The sequence below is a fragment of the Micromonospora sp. NBRC 110038 genome (assembly GCF_020884815.1).
Taxonomy (GTDB): domain Bacteria; phylum Actinomycetota; class Actinomycetes; order Mycobacteriales; family Micromonosporaceae; genus Micromonospora; species Micromonospora haikouensis.
This window is the reverse complement of record NZ_BBOL01000003.1, coordinates 549,957-572,539: the sequence shown is the minus strand read 5'-3', so window position 1 is coordinate 572,539 and position 22,583 is coordinate 549,957. Positions and strand designations below refer to the sequence as shown.

Below are 22,583 nucleotides of genomic sequence, written 5' to 3'. Positions count from 1 at the left end.
CGAGAGGTCCCTGCCCATGCGTCGCGCGCTCCTCGCGATCACCGGCCTCGCCGCCGGCACCACCGCCCTGGTGGTGCTCAAGGGCTCCCCGGGGGCCGGCCAGGCCGCCCACGAGCCGCCGGCCGCCGCCTCCCCGTCGGGCGGGGGCACCCCGTCGGCCGACCGCGCCACGCTCGGCGCGAAGCCCCGCGCCAGCGCCACCACCCCGGCCGCCACCCGCACCCCGACGGCCCGCGCCACCACGGCCCGGCCCACCTCGGCCCCGCGTGCCACCACGGCCGCGCCGCGCGCGACGACCCGCCGGGTCACCGGGCCGGTCGTCGAGAACGAGTACGGCAACGTGCAGGTGCAGATCGTCCTCTCGGGCACCCGGATCGTCGACGCCGTGGCCGTGGAGCTGCCGCAGGAGACGGCGCAGTCCGACCGGCGCAGCGACCAGGTCGACGGCCGCTACAGCGGCACCTCGGGGCAGGTCGTGCAGCGGCAGAGCGCCGAGCTGGACACCGTCTCCGGGGCGACCGCCACCAGCGAGTCCTACCGGCGGTCGCTCCAGGCCGCCATCGACCGGGCCCGCTGAGGTGGCGGCGGCACCGACCCGGCCGGGCCTGCGCCGGGTCGAGCAGATCATGGGTACGGCGATCAGCCTCGACCTCGCCGACGACCTGCCCGCCGGGCGGCTGCACGAGCTGGCCGAGGAGACGTTCGCCTGGCTGCGGGAAGTGGACGCCCGGTTCAGCACGTACCGGGCCGACAGCGAGGTGCGCCGCTTCGACCGGGGCGAGGTGCTGCTGTCGGAGGCGTCGCCGGACCTGCGGGCCGTGCTGGCCCGCTGCGCCGACCTGTGGGGCGACACCGACGGCTTCTTCGACGCGTACGCGACGGGGGCGCTGGACCCGTCCGGCTACGTGAAGGGCTGGGCGGCGCAGGTCGCCTCCGACCGGCTGCTCGTGGCCGGCGCGCCGAACCACTGCGTGAACGCGGGCGGGGACGTGCGGGTGCGGGGACTGTCGGCGGGCGGCCGGCCGTGGCGGATCGGCGTGCGGCACCCGTGGGACGAGACCTCGACGTGCCTGGTGCTCACCGGCACCGACCTGGCGATCGCCACCTCCGGGGTGTACGAGCGCGGCCACCACGTGCTCGACCCGCGCCGGGGTGCCCCGGCCACCGGGCTGCGCTCGGTTACCGTGGTCGGGGCGGACCTCGGCGTCGCCGACGCGTACGCCACGGCGGCGGTGGCCATGGGCGTGGCCGGCATCGGCTGGCTGGACCGCCTGGCGGGCCACGAGCACGCGATCGTCACCGACGACGCCCGCCTCCTGCACTCGACCCGGCTCCCAACCCACCCCACCCTCCCCACGGCCCCCTGACCGAGGCGGTGGTGTGGTGGGGGTCAGGCGGTGGGGCGGCGGGTGCCGGCCGGGTGGGAGCCCAGCGGGCGCGGGCGGCCGGGGCGCGAGCCCGGCGGACGGGTGGGCGGCCAGCGCCGGGGCCGGCGGTGGTGCGGCGGCGGCTCCGCCCCGTCGGGCCGGCGCGTCGCGTCATCCCTGGACATCAGACCCCCGATCGGGGCGCTGTCGCGCCCTCGTCCGGGTCAACGACGCCCGTGGCGGCCGGGACGCTGCCCGCCCGGCGTCCGCTCCCCGACAGTGGCCCTCGCCGGCCGCCTGCCGACGGGGCAGCTCACCGGCCGCCTGCCGACGGTGGCCCTCACCAGCCGCGCCGGGGCAGCGGCAGGTGACCGGGGAGCAGCTCGGCCGGGAGCGACACGCCGGTGGCCCGCAGGGCGTCGACCAGCACGTTCTGCATGAGGTAGGAGTCCGGAAGCTGCCAGCGCGCCTGCTCGGGGGCGACCGCCCAGCGGACCGGGCCCTCCGGCAGCCGGGTCGGCGGGGCGGCGATCCACGAGCCGGGGCCGTGCCGGACCACGTGGAAACAGTGCTCCAACTCGGGGCGGAGCGGGTCGCCCGGGCGGACCAGGAACATCCAGCGCCCGGTCGGGGTGACCACCACCGGCCCCCGGACCCCGGCGCCGGCCGGGTGCGTCCCGATGGAGTCGAGCACGTGCCGCCCGAGGTGGGCCGGCACCTCGAGGACGTCGAAGGCCCGCCCGGTGGGCAGCAGCACGCCGTGCGGGCGGCTGCGCCACCAGGTCGCGACCCGGGCCGGGTCGGCGGTGGCGGCCCGCTCCCACTCCTGGAGGGCGGGGTGGCAGCCGACGGTGGGGCAGCCGGCCCGGCCGCACACGAAGCGACTGCGGGCGAGGCAGGCGCCGGGCGTCACCTCCCAGCCGTGCGCGGCGTAGCGGACGGCGACCCTCCGCAGCCGGACCCGTTCCAGCGGCGACAGTTGTGCGACCCGTGGGCCGACGTTCCCCCACATCCGTTCGTACTCCCTCCGCCTGACGTCCCTAGGTGTCAGGTCACATGTTGAGCGCCGTCACTGCCGCAGGCCGCCGTCGTTGACCTGACGGAACGGTTGGTGCAACTTGCACGAAAGCTATGAGGGTCACCCGTACGGCCGACGTACAGGCTGTGCGACCAGCGAAAACCTGAGAACGAACGGACTGCCGCGCCACCCGCGCAGGCGGCCGCCGGTGGCCGGTCGGGCCCCGGCAGGGGAGGGATGGGGAGATGGACGAGTTACCCATTGGCCGGCGGGTGGCCTACTGGCGCGGGCGGCGCAAGCTGTCCCAACAGGTCTTCGCCGACCGGCTCGGCAAGTCCAAGAGCTGGGTGGACAAGGTCGAGCGCGGGGTGCGCCGGCTCGACAAGTTCTCCGTCCTCTATGAGATCGCCTACATCCTCGAAGTCGACGTGCAGCTGCTGCTGGGCAAGGACCCGGAACGCCGCGCCGACGCGCTCAACTGCATCGACCAGGTCGAGGTCCAGGAGATCCGGGCGGCCCTGGAGCGGTACGACTCGATGAGCGCCTACTTCGACGCGGCCCCGTTCCCGCCGCCCCTGATGGACATGCGCAAGGCGGTCAACCACGCCTGGCTCACCTACCAGTACGGCCGCTACGGGATGCTGACCCGGGCGCTGCCGAAGCTGCTGCGCGACGCCCAGGCCGCCGACGCCGGCCACGACGGCGACCACTCCCGGGAGGCGGCCCACCTGCTCGGCCAGGTCTACCAGATCGCCTCCTCGGTGCTGCGCAAGCTCGGCGAGTGCGACCTGGCCTGGCTGGCCGCCGACCGGTCGATGGCCGTCGCCCAGCGGGCCGACGACCCGTTGCTGGCCGGCATCGCCACCACCCGGGTGTGCAACGCGATGGTCGCGATGGGCCGGCCCCGCCCCGCGCTGGAGCTCAACCTCACCATCGCCAACCGGCTCGCCCCCGGCGGCGACAACGACAGCGACCCGGGGCGGCTCTCCGTCTACGGGCTGCTGCTGCTGCAGGGCGCGATGGCCGCCGCCCGGCTCGGCGACTCCGCGACCGTCGACGACCTGATCAACGGCGCCCACGAGGCGGCCCTGCAGCTCGGCAGCGACCAGAACCACTACTGGACGTCGTTCGGCCCGACCAACGTGGAGCTGCACCGGGCCGCCGCCGCCGTCGAGCTGGGCGACGGGGGGCGGGCGGTGGAGGTCCATCGCCAGCGCATCGCCGAGCCGATGTTCAACACCCTGCTGCCCGAGCGCCGCGCCCACCACCTGCTCGACCTGGCCCGGGGCTTCGCCCAGATCGGCGACGTGGCCAACGCCGGGGAGATGCTGCTGCGCGGCGACCGGCTCGCCCCCTCGGAGATCCGCTGCCGCCCCATCGCCCACGAGGTGATGTCGGACGTCCTGCGTCGCACAAGGGGTGCGCCGCCTTCGCTGATCGCGGAGTTGGCTGAGCACATGGGAGTGGGAGTATGAGCGCGGCGGGGGTCGGGATCACCGACCCGCACCGCAGCAGCGAGCGCCGCGAGGTGCTCTACGTCATCGCCTGCGGGTCGCCGCTGGCCAGCCACGTCGGCCGGCTCGTGGACCTGGCCCAGCAGGACGGCTGGGACGTGTGCGTGGTCACCACGCCGGACGGCGCGAAGTTCGTCGACCGGCCGGCGCTGGCCCGACAGACCGGTCATCCGGTCCGCAGCCGCTACAAGAACCCGGGCGACCCGGACGTGCTGCCCCCGGCCGACGCGATGGTCGTCTGCCCGGCGACGTCCAACACGGTCAACAAGTGGGCCGCCGGGATCACCGACACCCTCGCCCTCGGCCTGCTGGTCGAGGGGCAGGGCAAGGGGGTGCCGATCGTGGCGGTGCCGTTCACCAACGTCGCGATGGCCGGGCACCCGGCCTTCCGGGCCAGCCTGGCCCGACTGGGCGAGTGGGGGGTCGACGTGCTCTTCGGCGACCACGTCCTCCCGCTGCACCCGCCCGGCACCGGCGAGCACCACCTGCACACGTTCCCCTGGGCCGCCGTCCTGGCGGCCGTACGCGGCCTGCGCTGCCCGGTGAGCCCGGCAGCCTGAGCCCAGCCGGGAAGCAGGGGCCCCTTGTCAGCGGATTCCGTGAGCCGAGGGGCCCCTGTCCACCGCCGAGGCCGTGACGCGCGGCCGACGCCGGTAAGCTGGCCCGCCGTGAGCACAACCGCGACACCGCCGCAGCCGACGACCGTGGCCGACGTGGTGGCGGCGCTCGCGCGCCGCTACCCGACGACCTGGGCCGAGGACTGGGACCGGGTGGGGCTGGTGCTCGGCGAGCCCACCGCCCGGGTGCGGCGGGTGTCCTGCGTCGTCGACGTGGTCCCCGAGACGGTCGCCGAGGCCCTCGCCGCCGGTGCCGACATGATCGTCGCCCACCATCCGCTGCTGCTGCGCGGGGTCTCGTCCGTCGCCCCGACGACGTTCAAGGGGCGCATCGTCCACGACCTGATCAAGGCCGACGTGGCGCTGTACGTGGCACACACCAACGCCGACGTGGCCGACCCGGGCGTCTCCGACGCCCTCGCGGCCCGCTTCGGGCTGACCGGCCTGCGCCCGCTGCAGCCGCCGGCCCCCGGCTCCCCGGCCGCGGGCGCGGGGCGGGGCATCGGCCGCATCGGCGAGCTGCCCCGGCCCATGACCCTCGCCGAGCTGACCCGGCACGCCGCCGCCGTGCTGCCCGCCACCGCCTGGGGCGTTCGCGCCGCCGGCGATCCCGGGCGTATGGTTCGTACCCTCGCGGTCAGCGGCGGCTCGGGCGACGCGTTCCTCGGCGCGGCGACCGCGGCCGGCGTCGACGCCTACCTGACCTCCGACCTGCGCCACCACCCCGCCGGCGAGCACCTCGCCGCCGGCGGCCCCGCCCTGCTGGACGCCGCCCACTGGGCGACCGAGCGGCCCTGGCTCGACGACCTGGCCGCCGCCCTGCGGGCCGAGCTGGGCGTCGAGACCATCGTGTCCGACCTGGACACCGACCCGTGGACGGTGCACGCCGCCGCCCCCACGGCTGCCACCCCGGCAGCCACCCGCACCGTGCCCGGCGGCACCGCCCCGGGACCCGCCGCCGACCCCGCCGACCCCGCCCCCGCCGCGGACGACAAGGAGCCCCGACGTGAAGGCTGACCCGAAGGTCCAGCGCCGCCTGCTCGACCTCCAGGCGATCGACACCACCCTCGCCCAGCTCGCCCACCGCCGCCGCACCCTGCCCGAGCTGGCCGAGCTGGAGACCCTCGCCCGGGAGCTGTCCGCGCTGGAGGACGAGCGGGTCCGCGCCCAGGTCGCCGTCGACGACCTGGACCGCGACATCGCCCGCATCGAGAAGGACGTCGAGCAGGTCCGGGCCCGCAAGAGCAAGGACGAGGCGCGGCTGGCCGCCGGCAGCGGCCCGGCCCGGGAGCTGGAGGCGCTGCAGCACGAGCTGGTCTCGCTCAACCGCCGGCAGAGCGACCTGGAGGACGCCGAGCTGGAGCTGATGGAGCAGCGGGAGACCGCCCAGGGCGTACTCGACGGGATCGAGCGGCGGGCCGCCGACGCGCGCGAGCGGCGGGCGGCGGCCGAGCGGCGTCGCGACGACGCCCTCGCCGAGATCGCCAAGGAGGAGGAGTTCAAGCGGCAGTCCCGCCAGCCCCTCGCCGGTGACCTCCCGGCGGAGCTGGTCACCCTCTACGACAAGATCCGCGCCGACACCGGGCTCGGCGCGGCCCTGCTCACCGGCGGGCGCTGCGGCGGCTGCCGGCTGGAGCTCTACGGCGCGGACATGGCCCGCATCCGCAAGGCCGCGCCGGACGACGTGGTGCGCTGCGAGGAGTGTCGCCGCATCATGGTCCGCACCAACGAGTCGGGGCTGTAGCTCCGATGGCGGTGCGCGCGGTCGTCGTCGAGGCCGACGGCGGGTCCCGGGGCAACCCCGGCCCGGCCGGCTACGGCGCGGTGGTCCGGGACGCGGCCAGCGGCGAGGTGCTCGCCGAACGCTCCGAGGCCATCGGCACGGCCACCAACAACGTCGCCGAATACCGGGGGCTGATCGCCGGCCTGGAGGCCGCCGCCGAGCTGGGCGCGGCCGAGGTCGACGCCCGGATGGACTCCAAGCTGGTGGTCGAGCAGATGTGCGGCCGCTGGCAGATCAAGCACCCGGGGCTGCGCCCGCTCGCCGCGCAGGCCGCGGCGCTGGTCGGCCGGTTCGCGGCGGTGCGGTTCCAGTGGATCCCCCGGGAGCGCAACCGGCACGCCGACGCCCTGGCCAACGCCGCGATGGACGCGGCGGCCACCGGCGGGAAGGCCCGGAAGACCGACGCGGGCGGGGTGGCCCGGCCCGCCGCCGAGCCGCCCCGCGAGGTCGCCGCACCGGACTCGCCCGCCCGCGCCCTCGCCCGGGAGGCCGCCGCCCGCGCCGCCACCCGGCGGGCCGGCACCGACCCGGCGACCGCCCCCGCCTCCTGGGAGCCGCGCCCCAGCGACACCGCGACCCGGCTGATCCTGGTCCGCCACGGCGAGACCGAGTTCACCGAGCAGCGCCGTTACTCCGGCCGCGGCGACGTGCCGCTGTCCGCCCGGGGCCGGGCCCAGGTGCGGGCCACGGCCGCCCGGGTGGCCGCCCTCGCCCCGGCCGTCGCGGCCGTGGTCAGCTCGCCGTTGTCCCGGTGTACGGCTACCGCGCGGGCGATCGCCGGGGCGCTGCGCGGCACCGTGCCGTTACGCACCGACGACGACCTGATCGAGTGCGACTTCGGGGCGTGGGAGGGGCGCACCTTCGCCGAGGTGCGCGCCGGCTGGCAGGGCGAGCTGGACGCCTGGCTCGCCTCGACCCGGGTCGCCCCGCCCGACGGGGAGTCGTTCACCGAGGTCGCCGCCCGGGTGACCCGGGCCACGGACGCGCTGGTCGAGGCGTACCCCGGGGAGACCGTGGTGGTGGTCTCGCACGTCTCGCCGATCAAGCTGGTGCTGCGCGAGGCCCTCGCCGCCGACGACGCGTTCCTGCACCGGCTCTACCTCGATGCGGCCGGCATCTCGGTGCTGGACCGGTGGTCCGACGGCGGCGTCGCGGTGCGCTCGGTCAACGACACCGCCCACCTCGCCGCGCTCTGACCCACCGCGATCAGGCGGCCGTCCCGACGGGACGGCCGCCTGATCCGTCTGCCCGCGACCGGCGGGACATCGACGGGCATGCCGTTCGGCGCACCCGGCGGCCCGCTCGGCGCACCGCCCCGCGCCGGTTGAACGTGACGCCCGTCACCGGGTCGTAACGTCCGGCCGTCATGGGGAGACAAGACCACCGGAGGTGTGTCGTATGACCGCATCCGAACCGGAGGAACCCGGCTCGGCGTCGTCCAGGGCGAAGGACCGCAGCCCCTGGAACTGGTTGCTGTTCGTCCCGATCGCGGTGCCGCTGATCCCGGTGTTCTTCAACGCCGACTCGCCGCGCGTGTTCGGGTTCCCGCGCTTCTACTGGCTGCAACTGGCCTACATCCTGCTCGGCGTGGCCACCACCACGCTCGTCTACCAGCTGACCAAGAAGCGGGGTGACCGGTGAGCGCGAGGAGTGAGCCGGGCCTGCGAGCCCCGCAGTCGCGAACGAAGGAGGTCCGGTGATGTGGCGGGACCACCTGACCGAGATCGTCGTCTTCACGGTGCTGTTCCTGCTGGTCAGCGTCATGGGTTTCGTGGCGGCCCGGTGGCGGGCGCCGAGGGACATGGCCCACCTCGACGAGTGGGGGCTGGGCGGGCGCAGCTTCGGCGGCTGGATCACCTGGTTCCTCGTCGGCGGTGACCTCTACACGGCGTACACGTTCGTGGCGGTGCCGGCGCTGGTCTTCGGGGCGGGCGCGATGGGCTTCTTCGCGGTGCCGTACACGATCGTGATCTACCCGATGGTGTTCCTGGTGCTGTGCCGGCTCTGGTCGGTGTCGCACCGGCACGGCTTCGTCACCCCCGCCGACTTCGTCCGCAGCCGGTTCGACTCGCCGGTGCTGGCGCTGGTCGTCGCGATCACCGGCATCGTCGCCACCATGCCGTACATCGCGCTGCAGCTCGTCGGCATCGAGGCGGTGCTCAAGACCATGGGGGTGACCGGCGAGAGCGCCCTCGCGCGGCATCTGCCGATCATCATCGCGTTCGCGATCCTGGCCGCGTACACGTACCAGTCGGGGCTGCGCGCGCCCGCGCTGATCGCGTTCGTCAAGGACACGCTGATCTACGTGGTGATCCTGGTGGCGGTGCTCTGGCTGCCGCAGAAGCTGGGCGGGTGGGGCTCGATCTTCGACGCCGCCGAGGCGAAGTTCCAGGCCACGGCGCAGAACCCCAACGACGGGATCCTGCTCAACGCCAACAACCAGCTCCAGTACGTCACCCTGGCGTTCGGCTCGGCGCTGGCGCTGTTCCTCTACCCGCACAGCATCACCGGCGTGCTGGCCAGCCGGAACCGGGACGTGATCAAGCGGAACATGTCGGCGTTGCCCGCGTACAGCCTGGTCCTCGGGCTGATCGCGCTGCTCGGCTACATGGCCATCGCGGCCGGGGTGAAGCCGCTGCCCGGGGCGACGCCCGGCAGCGCGGACGCGAACACGGTCGTGCCGGTGCTGTTCGACCAGCAGTTCCCCGACTGGTTCGCCGGGGTCGCGTACGCGGCCATCGGCATCGGGGCGCTGGTGCCGGCGGCGATCATGTCGATCGCGGCGGCGAACCTGTTCACCCGCAACATCTACAAGGAGTACCTGAAGCGGGACGCCAGCCCGGCCCAGGAGGCGAACGTCTCGAAGATCACCTCGCTGGTGGTGAAGGTCGGCGCGGTGGCCTGCATCGTCTTCCTCGACCCGCAGTTCTCCATCGACCTGCAGCTCATCGGCGGCGTGATCATCCTCCAGACGCTGCCGGCGGTGGCGCTGGGCCTCTACACCCGCTGGTTCCACCGGGGCGCGCTGATCGCCGGCTGGGCGGCCGGCATGGGGCTGGGCATGTGGATGCTCTACCAGATCCCCAACCCGGCGACGAAGCGCGCCCACTTCGGCGGCTCGGCGTTCCCGCTGAGCGACTTCGGCTTCGACACGAAGAAGACGATCTACGTCGGGATCGTGGCGGTGCTGGTGAACCTGCTGGTCGCCGCCCTGGTGACCCTGGTCCTGCGGGCGGCGAAGGTGGACGCGGGCCGCGACGGCACCACGCCGGACGACTACTTCGCCGACGAGGGCGACCCGCGCGTCACCCCGGGCCCGGCCCGCGACGCCGACGCCGCCCCGGAACCGGTGGCGTAAGGAGGGGCCCCTGTTAACGCTTTCTGTTGTACAGGGGCCCCTCCTAACAAGGCCGCCGCCAGGCGCGCGCCCGCCGCAGTGGGGGAGCGGAGCGCGGGCGCTCGGCGGCGGCCCGGCGCGCCGGTCAGCGGCGGGTGCGGGTGCGGGTCTCCAGCGCCTCGTTGAGCCGGTGCAGCAGGTCGGCCAGGGTGTCGCGGTCGGCCGGGGCCCAGTCGGCGAGGATGTCGCCGTAGAGCCGGGTGCGGGCCGCCCGGACGGCGGCCATGCGCTGCAGCCCGGCCGGGGTGGGGGAGACGACGGTGCCCCGGCCGTCGCTCGGGTCGGGGGCGCGGGCGATCAGCCCGTCGCGCTGCATGGCGGAGACCTGCCGGGTGACGGTGGAGCCGTCCAGGTTGAGCCGGGCGGCGAGCGCCGAGACGTTCTGCGGGCCGGCGCTGTCGAGGTGCCGCAGGATCACGTACGCCGCGCGGTCCAGCACCCGGTGCTCGGCCGTGCCGGTGGCGCGCCGGGTCGCCTCGCCGAGTCGCATCAGCAGCGCTACCTCGGTCTCGATCCGCCCGAGTGTGACCTCTTCCGCAGTGCCTTCCGCAGTGCTGTCTTCGCTCATAGCTGTAGGATACAAGAAAATTAACTGTACGATACAGCTATCTGGGAGGCGGAGTGGACCGGCGCAACGAACCCCACCGCAGTGCCATCTACGCCACCACGCTGGTGGCCTTCCTCGCCATCGCCGGCATCGCCGTCGTCGACCCCATCCTGCCCGCCATCGGCGAGGCCATCGGCGTCACCGCCTGGCAGGTCGAGCTGCTGTTCACCGCGTACATCGCGGTCATGGCCCTGGGCATGATCCCCGCGACCCTGGCCAGCGGCCGGTTCGGCTTCAAGCCCGTGCTGATCACCGGCGTCTCCGTGGTCGGCCTGGCCGCCATCGGCGCCTCGTTCAGCAACGACATCGTGCAACTGTCGGTGCTGCGCGGCGTGTGGGGGCTGGGCAACGCCATGTTCTTCGCCACCGCCATGGTGGTGCTGGTCAACCTCGCCAACGACCGCGACTGGGTGGTCGGCCTCTTCGAGACCGCGCTCGGCCTCGGCTTCGCCGTCGGCCCGCTGCTCGGCGGCCTGCTCGGCGAGGTGAGCTGGCGACTGCCGTTCTTCGTCTGCGGGATCTTCATGGTCCTCGCGCTCGCCGTCGCGTCCCGCCGGCTCCGCGAGCCGGCAAACCCCCAACCTCGGGTACGCCTCGGCGCGATCTTCGCCACCTACCGCCGGCCCGCGTTCGTGGCCCTGTGCGCCGTCACCGCCGCCTACAACTTCGTCTTCTTCGTCGTGCTCGGCTACACGCCGCTCTTCCTCGGCCTCGACGTCATCCCGCTCGGCCTCGCGTTCACCGGCTGGGGCCTCGGCCTCGCCGCCGGCATCCTCGTGGTCGGCCACCGGCTCGCCCACCGCATCGGCGCGGTGCAGACCGTCGGCGTGGCCGTCGCCGGCCTGCTGGCCTGCATGGTCCTCTTCGCCACCTCGACCGGCACCGCCATGTCGCTGGTCGTGCTCGTCGTCGCCGGCCTGTTCATGGGCCTGGCCAACGCCAACCTCACCGACCTGGCCCTCGGCCTCGGCGCCGCCGACCGCCGGGTCGCCACCGGCGCGTTCAACCTGGTCCGCTGGGGCGCCGCCGCGCCCGCCCCGATCATCTCCGGCAAACTCGCCGAGCACGGGCCGGCCCTGCCCTTCTGGGTCGGCCTCGGCGTCCTCGCCGCCGGCGCGCTCGTCTACCTCGCCACCGCCCACCGGATGGCCGCCGGCCACGGCGAGCGGGTGCTCTGGGCCCGCTGGAACCGGGCCGCCGCGCGCAACGAGCACGCCCCGGAGGAACCGGTCGGCGAGGCGTACTGAGCCGGTTCGCGCGCGGTGCCGGCTCAGCGCACCGCGCGCCACAGCAGGTACAAACCGATGGCCGTGCCGAACGCCACGATCAGCGTCTTCAGCACCACCGGCGGCAGCCGGCGCACCAGCCGCGCGCCGACGTAGCCGCCGACCAGGGTCGCCGGGGCCACCACCGCGACGGCCGCCCAGTTCACCGGGCCGAAGAGCGCGAACACCACAAGCGTGGTCAGCCCCACCGTCGCCGAGAGCAGGTTCTTCACCGCCGACACCCGGGCCAGCGTCGCGTCCAGCACCAGCGCCAGACCGGCCACCAGCATCACCCCCAGGGCCGCGCCGAAATAGCCGCCGTACACCGCGCCGACCGCGACCATGGCCTGCACGGTGACGGTACGGCGGCGCGGCCCCAACTCGGCCGGATGCCCGACGAGGCGGCGCAGCGGATCCTGGAACGCGAGCACGGCGGTCGCCCCGAGCACCAGGAACGGCACCACCAGCTCGAACGCCCGCGCCGGGGTGCCCAGCAACAGCAGGCACCCGACGATCGTGCCCACCACCGTGGTCGGCAGCAGCGCCCACAGCGCCCGGCCGCGCGGCAGGTCCGTGCGGCTGCCCGCCACGCTCGCGACGTACCCGGGGAACACCGCCACGGAGTTGCTCACGTTCGCCGGCACCGGCGGCAGGCCCGCCGCGATCATGGCCGGGAAGGTGATCAGCGAGCCGCCGCCGGCCACCGCGTTGACCGTGCCCGCGGCGAGACCGGCGGTGACCAGCAGCGCGGCGTCGGAGAGTTCCACGTCGCCGAGGCTAGCCCGCCCGGCCGCCCCGCCCGCCGCCCGCCCTCTCGCCCGCCCGTCCTCTTGATCATCACCATGTCGGCGACATGGCGGTATCCCGACGCCCCGGACCCCGCCATGTCGCCGACATGGCGTCGGCGGCCCAGCCCGGAAGGCCGCGAAATGGGCGCGGGGGTGTGGTCGTTAGGATGGGGGAGCGACGGACGAGTCGACCGGGCGGTCGCGTCGGCGGGCCAGGTGCCCGTCGCCGAGGAACGTCCGGACTCCACAGGGCAGGGTGGTTGCTAACGGCAACCCGGGGCGACCCGCGGGACAGTGCCACAGAAAACAGACCGCCGGCCCCAACGGGGACGGTAAGGGTGAAACGGTGGGGTAAGAGCCCACCAGCATCCCGGGTGACCGGGATGGCTCGGTAAACCCCACCCGGAGCAAGGCCAAAATGGGCCGTCACCGCAAGATGACGACCTGCGCAGACGCCTGAGGGCTGCCCGCCCGATGTCTGCGGGTAGGCCGCTGGAGCCTGCCGGCGACGGCAGGCCTAGATGGATGGCCGCCGCTGGCGCGTGGCCCGCGAGGGGCATGCGCCGGGCACAGAATCCGGCGTACAGGTCGACTCGTCCGTCGCCCACCAGCTCAGAGCCGTGATCATGGCTCTGAGCTGGTTCTATGTTCGGGCGTCGATGGTCGTTCTTGGTCAACATTGGCCGGCGTTTGACGGCCCGGGACCGGCCCAGACGGCCCAGAGACGGCCCAGGATTCCTTGACTCCCGGCTCAGTTGGACCCCTCTGCGGTGGCCTGCTGAGGGCTCGGTGGCGGCCTGGTCCTCGTCGACGGCGGACGGCGTGCGGGATGCGGCCGGGTACGTCCTGGCGGCCGAGCTGCTGGCGTGCCCCGGATACCCGGTGGCAAGCCAGTCCCGGGGTTGGACTGGCGCGGCAGCCGGAAGCCCCGACCACGCGACCAGGCCGACCCGCCGGCTTCCGTACCGCCGTGCGGCGGCACAGTCAGCGCAGATAGGCCCGTTCATCGATGCTCTGGTGTGGTTCGGTCAGGAAGACGTCGACGGGCACGGGGCCATGGGCGATGTTCAGCGTGTCGAGGCGGTAGAGCCAATCTCCGGTGCAGTGGTGGGTGAAGCGGTAGTTGATCTGCCAGCGCAGCCATTGGCCTCGGGGGAGGCGTACGGCTGGCGGACGGCGGTGTCGGCGGGGCATGCCCCAAGCCGTCGGGATCAGCTCGACGCGGACCTGATCCTCGGTGTGGCGGAGTTGGACGCCGTCGCAGGAAGGTGTGCCGTGGTGCAGGGAGATGGCTGGTTGGAAGCCGTCGTGCTCGTGCATCGTGATTTCGTGGGTGAGGGGCGCATGGTGCTGCGGCAGCGTGAACGCCGTAGGCAGGGCGTTGCGGCGGGCGGCGTGGTGGCCTCCGCGTGACTGCTTGGTCCAGGAGACGCGGACCCACTGGGCGACGATGTCCACTCGGTGGATAGTTCAGGCTTCCTGGTCACCTGGCAATCCGATACCGAGCATCCTGGGGCGGTGTCCCGGCGGCTGTCGGCGGCTCACCGCCCCGGTGCCGTAGGCGTCCGGGGCGGCTTGCCGCCGGCCGGGCTTGCCGCCCCGCACCGCGCGGAGCGCGGTGCCTTGATCCGAAACAGAGTAAATCGGCAGTGGTGTCTCATGCCTCCTGCTGAGACGCACGTACTGGGACTACATTTCAACGTCCTACCGTGAACGTTGAATGATCGTCGCAGCAGGATTCCACCCAATCAATGAAATCGGTCCATCGTGATTCCCATAGGTTGACCAACTCAAGAATCTCGTCATGGGTGTAGTTGCGACCAACCTCGTCGGGGGTTAGGCGCCCGTGTGCTATTCCATTACGTAAATCAACGATGGTGTCGAGTTGCAGCAACACCTCCTTTAAAATAGGCCCGGGATCGCCCAGGTCGAATAACTCACAGAAGAGCCTGACTTGCGAGGCCTTCATGAAGCTTCCATCATTAGGGAAAAGGCCTGTATTGATGTCTGCGGCCCGGCTCTCGGTAAGAGCTTGCACAACCTTCGGGCCGTGTCGTCTCCAGAGCCTGTCCTTGCTTGATCCCGCTAGGACCTGGCCGTCGACGGGGTCTTCGGCGACGTGCCGATCCCCGAGGTGACCGACGACTGGCGACAGGACGCCCGCGTCCTCGTCCGTGCCTGGCGCGCCGCGATGCTGCGCCATCCCTGGGCGCCGGGGCTGATCGGGCGGCCGATGCTCGGACCCAACGTCCTGGCCCGCACCGAGTTCCTCCAGGCGGCGCTGGTGCGCGGCGGCTGCGGCGGGCTCCGGCTCGCGGTGGCCACGCGGATGCTGGCCAACTACGTCATCGGGGCGTCGCTCACGGAGGCCACCTGGCGGCAGCACGCGGACCCCGGGGCGCGGGCCGCCGCCCGCGAGCACGTCGCCGCGAGTGCCGACACCTATCCGACCCTCCACGCCTCCGGCCATCTGGACGACAGCCGGTGGGACGACGACCTGCTGTTCGAGGAGGGCCTCGACGGCGTTCTCCGGGCGGCGGCACGGGCGGGAGCGTCGGGCTGACCGGGGCTCGGCGGCGGCACGGGCGGGGGCCGCTGGGCTGACCGGCCGCGCAGTCAGTCGACGCCGAAGGCGGCCACCAGCTCGGCCATGCTGTCGATGGTGGCGTCCGCCGCGGCGAGCCGGGCGCGCTTGCCGGGCTTGTTGGCGTACCCGATGGCGGCGACCCCGGCGGCGTGGGCGGCCTCGACGTCCGTGGCCGAGTCGCCGACCAGGACGCAGTCCGCCGGCTCGGCGTCCAACTCCCGCAGGGCCGCGAGCACCGGGTACGGGTCCGGCTTCATCCGCTCTGGCGCGCCCTCGGGGCGGCCGACGACCGGGTGCACGTACGAAGTGAGTCCATGGGCGCTCAGGTAGGCGCGGACGCACGCGGCGGAGTTGTTCGACACCACGGCGACCCGGCGGCCGGTGTGGTGTGCGGCGACGATGACCTGCCGGCCGTACGGGGTCGGCGCGGCGGTGCGGGCCGCGGTGACCTCCGCGCGGGTCAGCGCCTCGTCGACGAGGCGGATGACGGCGGGGCGACCGAGCGTGGCGGCGAAGCGCAGCACGGCGAGCGGGTCGGGCTCGTGCCGGATCCCGGCCGGCAGGGGCACGCCCCGGCCGACGAGCAGCCGGCGCAGCTCGTGGGCGACGGCCGAGGCGGGGTGTCGGGCGAAGACGCCGCACACGGGCCCGTCGAAGTCGAGCAGGACCACGCGGGCGCGGCCGACGAGGGGAGCGAGAACGGCGGTCACGGCCCGGCGGCCCCGTCGGGCTGCGGCGGGCCGGGCCTTGCCGCTGCGGGGGCGGTTCGGTCCTGGCCCGCAGGTTGGAGGGCGACGACCGCCGCCAGGATCAGGGCGCCGCCGAGCAGCGCGGGTGCGGTGAGCCGCTCGCCCAGGAGCAGGGCCGCCAGGAGGGCGGCGGACAGCGGCTCGACGAGGGTCGCCACCGTGGCGGCCGACCCGGACGTCGTCCGCAGCCCGGCGTAGAGCAGGCCGTACGCCAGGGCCATCGTCGCGACCCCGAGGTATGCCAGCAGGGCGAGCGAGGCGGGGTCTGCCGTGAGTACCGGCTCGCCCGCGGCGAGGGCGATCCCGAGCCAGGGGAGCAGCGCCAGCGTCCCGGCGGCGGTGGCGCACGTGGTCAGTGCCACGGAGTCGACCCGCTGGGCCAGGGTGTGCCCGAGCAGCGTCGTCGCCGCGTACGTGGCCCCGGACGCGACGGCGAGGACGATCCCGAGCCCCGGCCGGCCGCCGGGGGCGGGTGAGCCGTGTCCGGCGGTCGCGCTGATCAGCACCAGCCCGGTGAGCGCCGCCGCCAGCACGGCCACCTCGCGCAGCGACGGGCGTGACCGGGCGGCGGCGTGCTCCCAGGCGGCGGTCAGGACCGGTGCCAGCCCGAGCGAGACGACGGTCGAGACGCTCACGCCGACCAGCAGGACGGAGCCGAAGTACAGGGCCTGGTAGAGGGCGGTGCCGACGCCGACCACGACGGCCAGCACCGGGTGGGTGCGTATCGTCGCGAGCACGACGCCCGACCGGCGGGTCACCACGGCGAAGCCGACCAGGGCGACGGCGGCCAGCGCCATCCGCCACGCGCTGACCGTCATCGCGCCGAGGCCGTCGCGGCTGTGCAGCACGGTAACCACGAGCCCGCCGGTGCCCCACAGGACGCCGGCCGCGCAGACCTGGAGCAGCCCGATGCGGGTACGTCGGTGCGTGGCCCCCGCTGTCGTCGTCACGGCACCAACCTATGCGGCGCGGGAAGCTCGTTCGATCCGATTATGCCGCCGTGGTGCCATCCCTGGTGGCGCTGCTGTGCCAACTTGGCTTGTTCATGTGCCATCCATGTGCCATAGTGGTGCCATGGACCTGACCTCCTACGTGAGCAACCTCGGACGCGAGTTCGCCACCCTCGCCGAGGCCGGCGGCGACGAGTCGCGGTTGCTGGTCGAGCGCCTGACCGGGCCGCTGGAATCGGCGATCCGGATGACCCTGCTGGAGGCGCTGTCGGCCGCCGCCGACGAGATCACCCGGGACCTGGCCCCGGGGTCGGTGGAGCTGCGCCTGCGCGGGCGCGACCCCGACTTCGTCGTCACCCCGCCGCCCGCCGAGCCGCTCCAGCCCGCCACGGCAGGCGTCGCGGCGACGGGCGGCGGCACACCGGACGCCGTCCCGCCGATCGCCGACGACGGCCCCGCCGCGCGGATCAACGTACGCCTGCCCGAGCAGCTCAAGGCCGCGATCGAGGAGGCGGCGGCGCGGGAGGGCCGCTCGGTCAACGCCTGGCTGGTCCGCGCCGCCGCCGCCGCCCTGCAACGACCCGACCACGACCAGCGCCCCGAGCCCCGCGACAGCGGCAGGCGCGCCCGGCAGAGCTTCACCGGCTGGGTGCGCTGACCGCACCCGCCCCACGCCGCCCCGGGCGGCACCGCTCCACGCCAGCCCGGGCGGCACCCGCCCCACGCCGCCCCGGGTAGCAGCACGCCACGCCGTACGGGCGGCAGCACCTCAGGCCGGGCCGCACCGCGCAGCACGCCGGGCCGCACCGCCCCGGCCTCACGTCCCCGACCTGCGGGGGCGACCCACCCACCCACGATGCGGAGACAACCATGCCTACTTTCGAGACCCCCGAACCGATCTCCGTTACGCTGGAAATCGGCGTGGCCCACGTGCGGGTCGCCGCGAGCGACCGGACCGACACCGTCGTCGAGGTCCGGCCCAGCGACGAGACCGACGAGTCCGACGTGCAGGCCGCCGCGCAGGTCCGGGTCGACTACGCCAACGGCGCGCTCCAGGTCACCGGCCCGAAGCGCACCTTCGACTTCTCCAAGAAGAGCAGGTCGGTGGAGGTCGCCATCGAACTGCCCAGCGGTTCCCCGCTCTCCGCCCACCTGGTGATGGGCGACGTCCGCTGCACCGGCCGGCTCGGCGAGTGCCGGATCAGGACCACCGGCGACGTCCGGATCGAACGGACCGGCCCGCTGCGCCTGCACACGGGGGTCGGTCACGTCACCGTCGACGCCGTCGCGGGCGACGCCGAGGTCTCCACCGGCTCCGGCAAGGTCGAACTCGGCGAGGTCGAGGGTGCCGCGTCGGTCAAGAACTCCAACGGCGACACCAGCATCGACGCGGTCACCGGCGACGGGCGGGTGCGCGCGGCCAACGGCGACATCCACGTCGAGCGGGCCGGTGCCGGCATCGACGCGAAGACGTCCAACGGCAGCATCCGGCTCGGCGAGGTGGTCCGCGGCGCGATCGTGCTCGGCACCGCCGCCGGGAACCTGGACGTCGGCATCGCCGAGGGCACCGCCGCCTGGCTGGAGGTCAACACCGGGTACGGGCACGTGCGCAACCTGCTGGAGAACACCGGCCGGCCCGGCGGGACCGAACAGACCGTCGAGGTCCGCGCCGCCACCTCCTACGGCGACATCACCATCCACCGCTCCTGACCCCCTTCGGCCCGAGGAGAGAACAAGCATGTCCAGTACGCGAACCCGGCCCGCGATCGCCGCGACCGGCCTGCGGAAGTCGTTCGGCGACCAGGTCGTACTCGATGGTGTCGACCTGTCCGTGCCGGCCGGCACGGTGTTCGCGCTGCTCGGCGCGAACGGCGCCGGGAAGACCACCACCGTCCGGATCCTGTCCACCCTGCTCGCCGCCGACGCCGGTGACGTCCGGGTCGCCGGGCACGACCTGGCCCGCGAACCGGACGCGGTGCGCGCCGCGATCGGGGTCACCGGCCAGTTCTCCGCCGTGGACAACCTGCTCACCGGCGAGGAGAACCTGCTGCTGATGGCGGACCTGCACCACCTGCCCCGGGCCGAGGGCCGGCGGCTCGCCGCCCGACTGCTCGAACAGTTCGACCTGACCGACGCGGCGCGCAAGCCGGCGTCGACGTACTCCGGGGGCATGCGGCGGCGGCTCGACCTGGCGATGACCCTGGTCGGCGACCCGCGAGTGATCTTCCTCGACGAGCCGACGACCGGGCTGGACCCGCGCAGCCGCCGCAACATGTGGCAGCTCGTCCGGGACCTGGTGGCCGGCGGCGTCACGATCTTCCTGACCACCCAGTACCTGGAGGAGGCCGACGAGCTGGCCGACCGGATCGCGGTCCTCGACCGGGGCCGGGTGATCGCCGAGGGCACGGCGGAGGAACTCAAGCGCCGCATCCCCGGCGGGCACGTCCGCCTGCGGTTCGCCGACGAGCAGGGCCTCGACGCGGCCCGGCGCGTGCTCGGCCAGGTTTCGCGCGACGGCGACGCCCTCGCCCTGCGGGTGCCCAGCGACGGCAGCCTGCGCTCGCTCAGGGCCCTGCTCGGCCGGCTCGACGACCAGGCCGTCCAGGTCGACGAGTTGTCCGTGCACACCCCCGACCTCGACGACGTCTTCCTCGCCCTCACCGGCGGCCCCACCGACGAGAAGGTGACCATCCGATGAGCACCCCCGCCCTCACCGGCCCCGCCCCTGCGGCCCTGCGCCTCCACCCGCTGCGTGACTCGGCGACGATGCTGCGCCGCAGCCTCCGGCGCATGCTGCGGTACCCGTCGATGACCGTGACGCTCGTCGCGATGCCCGTCGTCTTCCTGCTGCTGTTCGTCTACGTGTTCGGCGGCACGCTGGGCGCCGGGCTCGGCGGGGCGGTGCCCGGCGGCGCGGCCGGCGGGCGGGCCGCGTACGCCAACTACGTGGCCCCCGCGATCATCCTGATGACCGTGACGGCGGCGGTCCAGGGGACGGCGATCACCATCGCCATGGACCTGACCGAGGGGATCATCGCCCGGTTCCGCACGATGCACATCGCCCGCGTCTCGGTGCTGACCGGACACGTCCTGGGCAGCATGATCCAGGCGATGCTCAGCGTGGTGGTGGTGACCGCAGTGGCCGTGCTGGTCGGCTTCCGGCCCGCCGCCGGACCGGGCGGGTGGCTGGCCGCGGCCGGCTTCCTGGCGGCGGTGACCTTCGCGCTCGTCTGGCTGGCCGTCGCGCTCGGCCAGGTGAGCGGGAGCGTCGAGACCGCCAGCAACCTGCCCATGCCGCTCGTCCTGCTGCCCTTCCTCGGCAGCGGGTTCGTCCCCACCGACTCGATGCCGGCCGGGCTGCGCTGGTTCGCCGAGTACCAGCCGTTCACGCCGATCATCGAGACCCTGCGCGGCCTGCTGATGGACGAGCCGGTCGGCAACGACGCGTGGCTCGCGCTCGCCTGGTGCGCGGCCATCGCGCTGGGCGGCTACCTCTGGTCGAGGCGGCTGTTCGACCGGGAGCCCGCGCGCTGACGGTGGGCCGGCTCCGGCTCATGCCCCGCCCGCCGAAGCCAGCTCGGCGAGCTGGTCGAAGGTGCGGACGAGCACCTCGCGCCGCTGCGCCCGGTAGGCGGGGCTGGGCTCCAGGCCGTCGATCGTCTCGTCCCAGACGGCCAGGTACCGGCTCTTCCAGCCGGCGATGGTCTCCGGGTCGGGCAGCGTGACCCCGACGTGGCGCTGGCTGCCGATGAGGTGCAGCAGCTCCAGATTGCAGGGGACGACGACGCCCCAGTATTCGTCCGGCTCCAACCTGACCGGGTCGCCGGACATCGCCTCCGCGATCTCGTCGACCAGCCGCCCGGTCACCGTCGACAGGTGATCGGCGGCGGTGTCGTCGTCGAAGTTGCCACTGCCCCAGGTCCCCATGGTTTCGTCTGCCCTTTCGCGATCGTCGCTCGGTCGACGCCCGAGTCAACCAGACACCACCGACGATCCGCCGCCAGCCGCCAGCCGCCAGCCGCCAGCCGCCGGGTCCGCCGTCGCCATGTCGCCGACACGGCGGACCCACCCGGACCCACCCGGACCCCACCCCACCCCACCCCGGGCCGGGCGGACCCGGCCGGGCGGACCCGGCGAGCCCGGCCCGGCGGGCCCAGGACCGGGCGAGCCCGGCTCGGCGGGCCGGGCCGGCCGGGGTCAGTCCGTCGCGTCGACCGTGGTGGGGCGGTCGTCCTCCGCCGGGCGCGGCGCGACGACGTGCACCGACACCCCCGCGTTGCGGTTGTGCGTCTCGATCCAGGTGTCCAGCGCGGTGCGGCACGCGTGGTCGACGTGCCGCAGCCCGCGCAGGTCCAGCCGGACGGTCCGGTCGGCCGGCAGTTCGTTGAGCGTGGTGAGGATGGTGGGCAGCCGGAGGAAGGTGGCGTTCCCGGTGATCGCGACCTCGACCGGCCCCGGGCCGGCGTCGCCCACAGCGGCCTCACGCGCGGAAGCCTCACGCGCGGACGCACCGCCCACCGAGACAGCCCACGCAGAGACGTCACCCGCAGAGACGTCACCCGCTGAGACGTCCCGCGCTGGGACGTCGTCCACCGAGACGTCCCGCGCTGAGACGTTGCCCGTGGAGACGTCCCGCGCCGAGACAGCGTCCAGGGCGGCGTCGCGCACGGTGACCCGGACGTGCGAGGTCTCCCACGCGGTCTTCACCACGGCCAGGCCGAGGCCGACGAGCACGCCGGTGAACATGTCGGTGGTGAGGATGGCCAGGGCCGTCACCGCCAGCACCGCCGCCTCGCCCCGGTGTTCCCGCCACAGCTGCGGCAGCGCGCGCAGCGGCAGCAGCTTGACGCCGGCGTGGACGAGCACGGCGGCGAGCGCGGGCAGCGGCATCAGCCCGATCAGGCCGGGCGCGGCGGCGGCGAACAGCAGCAGCCACAGCCCGTGCAGCACCCGGGAGGACTTCGTCCGTGCGCCGGCCCGCACGTTGGCGGAGCTGCGGACGATGACGGCGGTCATCGGCAGGGCGCCGAGCAGGCCGCAGATCGTGTTCCCGGTGCCCTGCGCCACGAGTTCCCGGTCGAAGTCGGTGCGAGGGCCCTGGTGCAGCCGGTCGACGGCCGCCGCGCTGAACAGGCTCTCCGCTGACGCGACCAGGGTGAACGTGGCGATGGTGGCCAGCACCCCGACGTCCGCGAGGGTGCCCCAGTGCCCGAGCGACGGCTGCATCGCCGCGAGCAGCCCCTCGACCTCGATGGTGTCGACGGGCAGCCCGAGCGCGGCGGTCACCCCGGCCGCCGCCACGACGGCGACGAGCGCGCCGGGGACCGTCCGCAGCCGACCGGGCAGCCTGTCCCAGCCCACCATCACGGCGATGGTGGCCACGCCCACGGCGAGCGAGACCCGCGCCGGTGTGGACGTGGCGACCTCGCCGACCAGCCCCGGCAGGCCGGTGAACTTGCCCGGCCCGGTGTGCGGCGCGGCGACGCCGGCCAGGACGTACAGCTGCCCGGCGATGAGCAGCAGGCCGATGCCGGCGAGCATGCCCTGCACCACCGACACGGTGATGGCGCGGAACCAGCGGCCGAGCCGCAGCAGCCCCAGCCCGATCTGGAGCAGCCCGGCGACCAGGACGATCGTGCCGAGGCCGGCGAGGCCGTAGCGGTCCACGGCCTCGGCGACCAGCACGGTCAGGCCGGCGGCGGGGCCGCTGACCTGCATGCTGCTGCCGGGCATGAACCCCACGACGAGGCCACCGACGATGCCGGTGACCAGGCCGAGTTCGGCCGGCACGCCGGAGGCGACGGCGATGCCCACGCAGAGCGGGAGGGCGACGAGGAAGACGACGACGGAGGCGGACAGGTCGGCGCGCAGCGTGCGCCAGGGCAGGGCGGGAGGCGACATCGTTCACATCCGGGGAAGGCGGGGCGAGCGGGCAACGGGT

24 protein-coding genes and 1 other RNA gene are annotated in these 22,583 nt (G+C 74.0%); 16 read left to right on the top strand and 9 right to left on the bottom strand.

All coding sequences use genetic code 11. The features are described 5' to 3' along the window. The first annotated feature begins 16 nt into the window (after positions 1–16). Both LPU61_RS14245 and LPU61_RS14240 read left to right on the top strand, forming a co-directional pair. Positions 17–577 carry an FMN-binding protein gene (locus LPU61_RS14245; RefSeq protein WP_229405140.1) on the top strand — a complete coding sequence of 187 codons (561 nt, stop codon included), beginning with the start codon at positions 17–19 and terminating at the stop codon, positions 575–577. 49 nt (positions 578–626) lie between these two features. Then, on the top strand, positions 627–1,367 hold the full coding sequence (locus tag LPU61_RS14240; protein ID WP_229405291.1) for an FAD:protein FMN transferase: 741 nt from the start codon (positions 627–629) through the stop codon (positions 1,365–1,367). A 340-nt stretch (positions 1,368–1,707) separates the two neighbouring features. Here LPU61_RS14240 and LPU61_RS14235 read toward each other — a convergent pair whose 3' ends face one another. Next, positions 1,708–2,379, bottom strand: coding sequence for a bifunctional DNA primase/polymerase (locus tag LPU61_RS14235; RefSeq protein WP_043967016.1), 672 nt, complete (start codon positions 2,377–2,379; stop codon positions 1,708–1,710). 251 nt (positions 2,380–2,630) lie between these two features. On the opposite strand from LPU61_RS14235, the gene LPU61_RS14230 reads away from it, so the two are divergent. The 7 genes from LPU61_RS14230 (at position 2,631) to mctP (ending at position 9,657) form a co-directional block, all read left to right on the top strand. Next, positions 2,631–3,860 (top strand): helix-turn-helix domain-containing protein, encoded by a 1,230-nt coding sequence (locus tag LPU61_RS14230; RefSeq protein WP_043967018.1) that lies wholly within the window; start codon positions 2,631–2,633, stop codon positions 3,858–3,860. Beyond that, positions 3,857–4,459 (top strand): flavoprotein, encoded by a 603-nt coding sequence (locus tag LPU61_RS14225; protein ID WP_229405139.1) that lies wholly within the window; start codon positions 3,857–3,859, stop codon positions 4,457–4,459. Before LPU61_RS14230 ends, LPU61_RS14225 begins: the two co-directional genes overlap by 4 nt. A gap of 108 nt (positions 4,460–4,567) precedes the next feature. Continuing rightward, complete coding sequence (locus LPU61_RS14220; RefSeq protein ID WP_043967020.1) at positions 4,568–5,533, top strand: Nif3-like dinuclear metal center hexameric protein; 966 nt, start codon at positions 4,568–4,570, stop codon at positions 5,531–5,533. Continuing rightward, positions 5,523–6,260 carry a zinc ribbon domain-containing protein gene (locus LPU61_RS14215; protein ID WP_091275401.1) on the top strand — a complete coding sequence of 246 codons (738 nt, stop codon included), beginning with the start codon at positions 5,523–5,525 and terminating at the stop codon, positions 6,258–6,260. Before LPU61_RS14220 ends, LPU61_RS14215 begins: the two co-directional genes overlap by 11 nt. Before the next feature lie 5 nt (positions 6,261–6,265). Then, positions 6,266–7,495, top strand: a complete 1,230-nt coding sequence (locus LPU61_RS14210) for a bifunctional RNase H/acid phosphatase (RefSeq protein ID WP_043967022.1) — start codon at positions 6,266–6,268, stop codon at positions 7,493–7,495. 202 nt (positions 7,496–7,697) lie between these two features. Then, positions 7,698–7,940 (top strand): DUF3311 domain-containing protein, encoded by a 243-nt coding sequence (locus LPU61_RS14205; RefSeq protein ID WP_043967023.1) that lies wholly within the window; start codon positions 7,698–7,700, stop codon positions 7,938–7,940. A 58-nt stretch (positions 7,941–7,998) separates the two neighbouring features. After that, positions 7,999–9,657 (top strand): monocarboxylate uptake permease MctP, encoded by a 1,659-nt coding sequence (gene mctP, locus LPU61_RS14200; RefSeq protein ID WP_229405290.1) that lies wholly within the window; start codon positions 7,999–8,001, stop codon positions 9,655–9,657. Positions 9,658–9,781: 124 nt separating this feature from the next. Here mctP and LPU61_RS14195 read toward each other — a convergent pair whose 3' ends face one another. Next, on the bottom strand, positions 9,782–10,264 hold the full coding sequence (locus tag LPU61_RS14195) for a MarR family winged helix-turn-helix transcriptional regulator (protein WP_043967028.1): 483 nt from the start codon (positions 10,262–10,264) through the stop codon (positions 9,782–9,784). 53 nt (positions 10,265–10,317) lie between these two features. On the opposite strand from LPU61_RS14195, the gene LPU61_RS14190 reads away from it, so the two are divergent. After that, positions 10,318–11,550: an MFS transporter gene (locus LPU61_RS14190; RefSeq protein WP_229405138.1), complete on the top strand. Its 1,233-nt coding sequence runs from the start codon at positions 10,318–10,320 to the stop codon at positions 11,548–11,550. Positions 11,551–11,573: 23 nt separating this feature from the next. On the opposite strand, the gene LPU61_RS14185 is transcribed toward LPU61_RS14190, so the two are convergent. After that, positions 11,574–12,335: a sulfite exporter TauE/SafE family protein gene (locus LPU61_RS14185; RefSeq protein ID WP_043967032.1), complete on the bottom strand. Its 762-nt coding sequence runs from the start codon at positions 12,333–12,335 to the stop codon at positions 11,574–11,576. Between the two features lie 204 nt (positions 12,336–12,539). On the opposite strand from LPU61_RS14185, the gene rnpB reads away from it, so the two are divergent. Beyond that, positions 12,540–12,956: RNase P RNA component class A (gene rnpB / locus LPU61_RS14180), an RNA gene on the top strand. Between the two features lie 384 nt (positions 12,957–13,340). Here the strand turns inward: rnpB and LPU61_RS14175 are convergent. Both LPU61_RS14175 and LPU61_RS14170 read right to left on the bottom strand, forming a co-directional pair. Then, entirely contained in the window at positions 13,341–13,814 is a 474-nt protein-coding gene (locus LPU61_RS14175; RefSeq protein ID WP_229405137.1) for a hypothetical protein, read from the bottom strand. A gap of 238 nt (positions 13,815–14,052) precedes the next feature. Next, positions 14,053–14,325 (bottom strand): hypothetical protein, encoded by a 273-nt coding sequence (locus LPU61_RS14170; RefSeq protein WP_229405136.1) that lies wholly within the window; start codon positions 14,323–14,325, stop codon positions 14,053–14,055. A 150-nt stretch (positions 14,326–14,475) separates the two neighbouring features. Between LPU61_RS14170 and LPU61_RS14165 the strand changes: the two genes are divergently transcribed. After that, entirely contained in the window at positions 14,476–14,919 is a 444-nt protein-coding gene (locus LPU61_RS14165) for a TetR/AcrR family transcriptional regulator C-terminal domain-containing protein (RefSeq protein ID WP_229405135.1), read from the top strand. A gap of 53 nt (positions 14,920–14,972) precedes the next feature. On the opposite strand, the gene LPU61_RS14160 is transcribed toward LPU61_RS14165, so the two are convergent. Together LPU61_RS14160 and LPU61_RS14155 are read right to left on the bottom strand one after the other, a co-directional pair. After that, on the bottom strand, positions 14,973–15,653 hold the full coding sequence (locus tag LPU61_RS14160; RefSeq protein ID WP_229405134.1) for an HAD family hydrolase: 681 nt from the start codon (positions 15,651–15,653) through the stop codon (positions 14,973–14,975). Further along, positions 15,650–16,642 carry a DMT family transporter gene (locus LPU61_RS14155; protein ID WP_229405133.1) on the bottom strand — a complete coding sequence of 331 codons (993 nt, stop codon included), beginning with the start codon at positions 16,640–16,642 and terminating at the stop codon, positions 15,650–15,652. Before LPU61_RS14155 ends, LPU61_RS14160 begins: the two co-directional genes overlap by 4 nt. Before the next feature lie 124 nt (positions 16,643–16,766). Here LPU61_RS14155 and LPU61_RS14150 point away from each other — a divergent pair, with 124 nt between their 5' ends. From LPU61_RS14150 to LPU61_RS14135, 4 genes are all read left to right on the top strand, one after another. After that, complete coding sequence (locus LPU61_RS14150) at positions 16,767–17,300, top strand: YlcI/YnfO family protein (RefSeq protein WP_229405132.1); 534 nt, start codon at positions 16,767–16,769, stop codon at positions 17,298–17,300. Between the two features lie 212 nt (positions 17,301–17,512). Beyond that, the gene (locus LPU61_RS14145) at positions 17,513–18,352 is read left to right on the top strand and encodes a DUF4097 family beta strand repeat-containing protein (RefSeq protein WP_229405131.1); all 840 of its coding nucleotides are present in this window, start codon (positions 17,513–17,515) and stop codon (positions 18,350–18,352) included. A gap of 28 nt (positions 18,353–18,380) precedes the next feature. Beyond that, on the top strand, positions 18,381–19,340 hold the full coding sequence (locus LPU61_RS14140; RefSeq protein ID WP_043967051.1) for a daunorubicin resistance protein DrrA family ABC transporter ATP-binding protein: 960 nt from the start codon (positions 18,381–18,383) through the stop codon (positions 19,338–19,340). Further along, positions 19,337–20,176: an ABC transporter permease gene (locus LPU61_RS14135; RefSeq protein WP_229405130.1), complete on the top strand. Its 840-nt coding sequence runs from the start codon at positions 19,337–19,339 to the stop codon at positions 20,174–20,176. The genes LPU61_RS14140 and LPU61_RS14135 overlap by 4 nt, the downstream gene beginning before the upstream one ends. A gap of 18 nt (positions 20,177–20,194) precedes the next feature. Here the strand turns inward: LPU61_RS14135 and LPU61_RS14130 are convergent, their stop codons facing one another. Together LPU61_RS14130 and LPU61_RS14125 are read right to left on the bottom strand one after the other, a co-directional pair. Continuing rightward, complete coding sequence (locus tag LPU61_RS14130) at positions 20,195–20,569, bottom strand: DUF4259 domain-containing protein (protein ID WP_043967055.1); 375 nt, start codon at positions 20,567–20,569, stop codon at positions 20,195–20,197. Positions 20,570–20,839: 270 nt separating this feature from the next. After that, on the bottom strand, positions 20,840–22,543 hold the full coding sequence (locus LPU61_RS14125) for a SulP family inorganic anion transporter (RefSeq protein ID WP_229405129.1): 1,704 nt from the start codon (positions 22,541–22,543) through the stop codon (positions 20,840–20,842). Positions 22,544–22,583 lie beyond the last annotated feature (40 nt).

Coding starts and splice junctions, on each gene's coding strand:
- LPU61_RS14195 (WP_043967028.1), bottom strand. CDS start 10,264: ATGAGCGAAGACAGCACTGCGGAAGGCACTGCGGAAGAGGTCACACTC.
- LPU61_RS14125 (WP_229405129.1), bottom strand. CDS start 22,543: ATGTCGCCTCCCGCCCTGCCCTGGCGCACGCTGCGCGCCGACCTGTCC.
- mctP (WP_229405290.1), top strand. CDS start 7,999: ATGTGGCGGGACCACCTGACCGAGATCGTCGTCTTCACGGTGCTGTTC.
- LPU61_RS14245 (WP_229405140.1), top strand. CDS start 17: ATGCGTCGCGCGCTCCTCGCGATCACCGGCCTCGCCGCCGGCACCACC.
- LPU61_RS14135 (WP_229405130.1), top strand. CDS start 19,337: ATGAGCACCCCCGCCCTCACCGGCCCCGCCCCTGCGGCCCTGCGCCTC.
- LPU61_RS14145 (WP_229405131.1), top strand. CDS start 17,513: ATGCCTACTTTCGAGACCCCCGAACCGATCTCCGTTACGCTGGAAATC.
- LPU61_RS14235 (WP_043967016.1), bottom strand. CDS start 2,379: ATGTGGGGGAACGTCGGCCCACGGGTCGCACAACTGTCGCCGCTGGAA.
- LPU61_RS14205 (WP_043967023.1), top strand. CDS start 7,698: ATGACCGCATCCGAACCGGAGGAACCCGGCTCGGCGTCGTCCAGGGCG.
- LPU61_RS14225 (WP_229405139.1), top strand. CDS start 3,857: ATGAGCGCGGCGGGGGTCGGGATCACCGACCCGCACCGCAGCAGCGAG.
- LPU61_RS14140 (WP_043967051.1), top strand. CDS start 18,381: ATGTCCAGTACGCGAACCCGGCCCGCGATCGCCGCGACCGGCCTGCGG.
- LPU61_RS14170 (WP_229405136.1), bottom strand. CDS start 14,325: ATGAAGGCCTCGCAAGTCAGGCTCTTCTGTGAGTTATTCGACCTGGGC.
- LPU61_RS14210 (WP_043967022.1), top strand. CDS start 6,266: ATGGCGGTGCGCGCGGTCGTCGTCGAGGCCGACGGCGGGTCCCGGGGC.
- LPU61_RS14150 (WP_229405132.1), top strand. CDS start 16,767: ATGGACCTGACCTCCTACGTGAGCAACCTCGGACGCGAGTTCGCCACC.
- LPU61_RS14240 (WP_229405291.1), top strand. CDS start 627: ATGGGTACGGCGATCAGCCTCGACCTCGCCGACGACCTGCCCGCCGGG.
- LPU61_RS14230 (WP_043967018.1), top strand. CDS start 2,631: ATGGACGAGTTACCCATTGGCCGGCGGGTGGCCTACTGGCGCGGGCGG.
- LPU61_RS14130 (WP_043967055.1), bottom strand. CDS start 20,569: ATGGGGACCTGGGGCAGTGGCAACTTCGACGACGACACCGCCGCCGAT.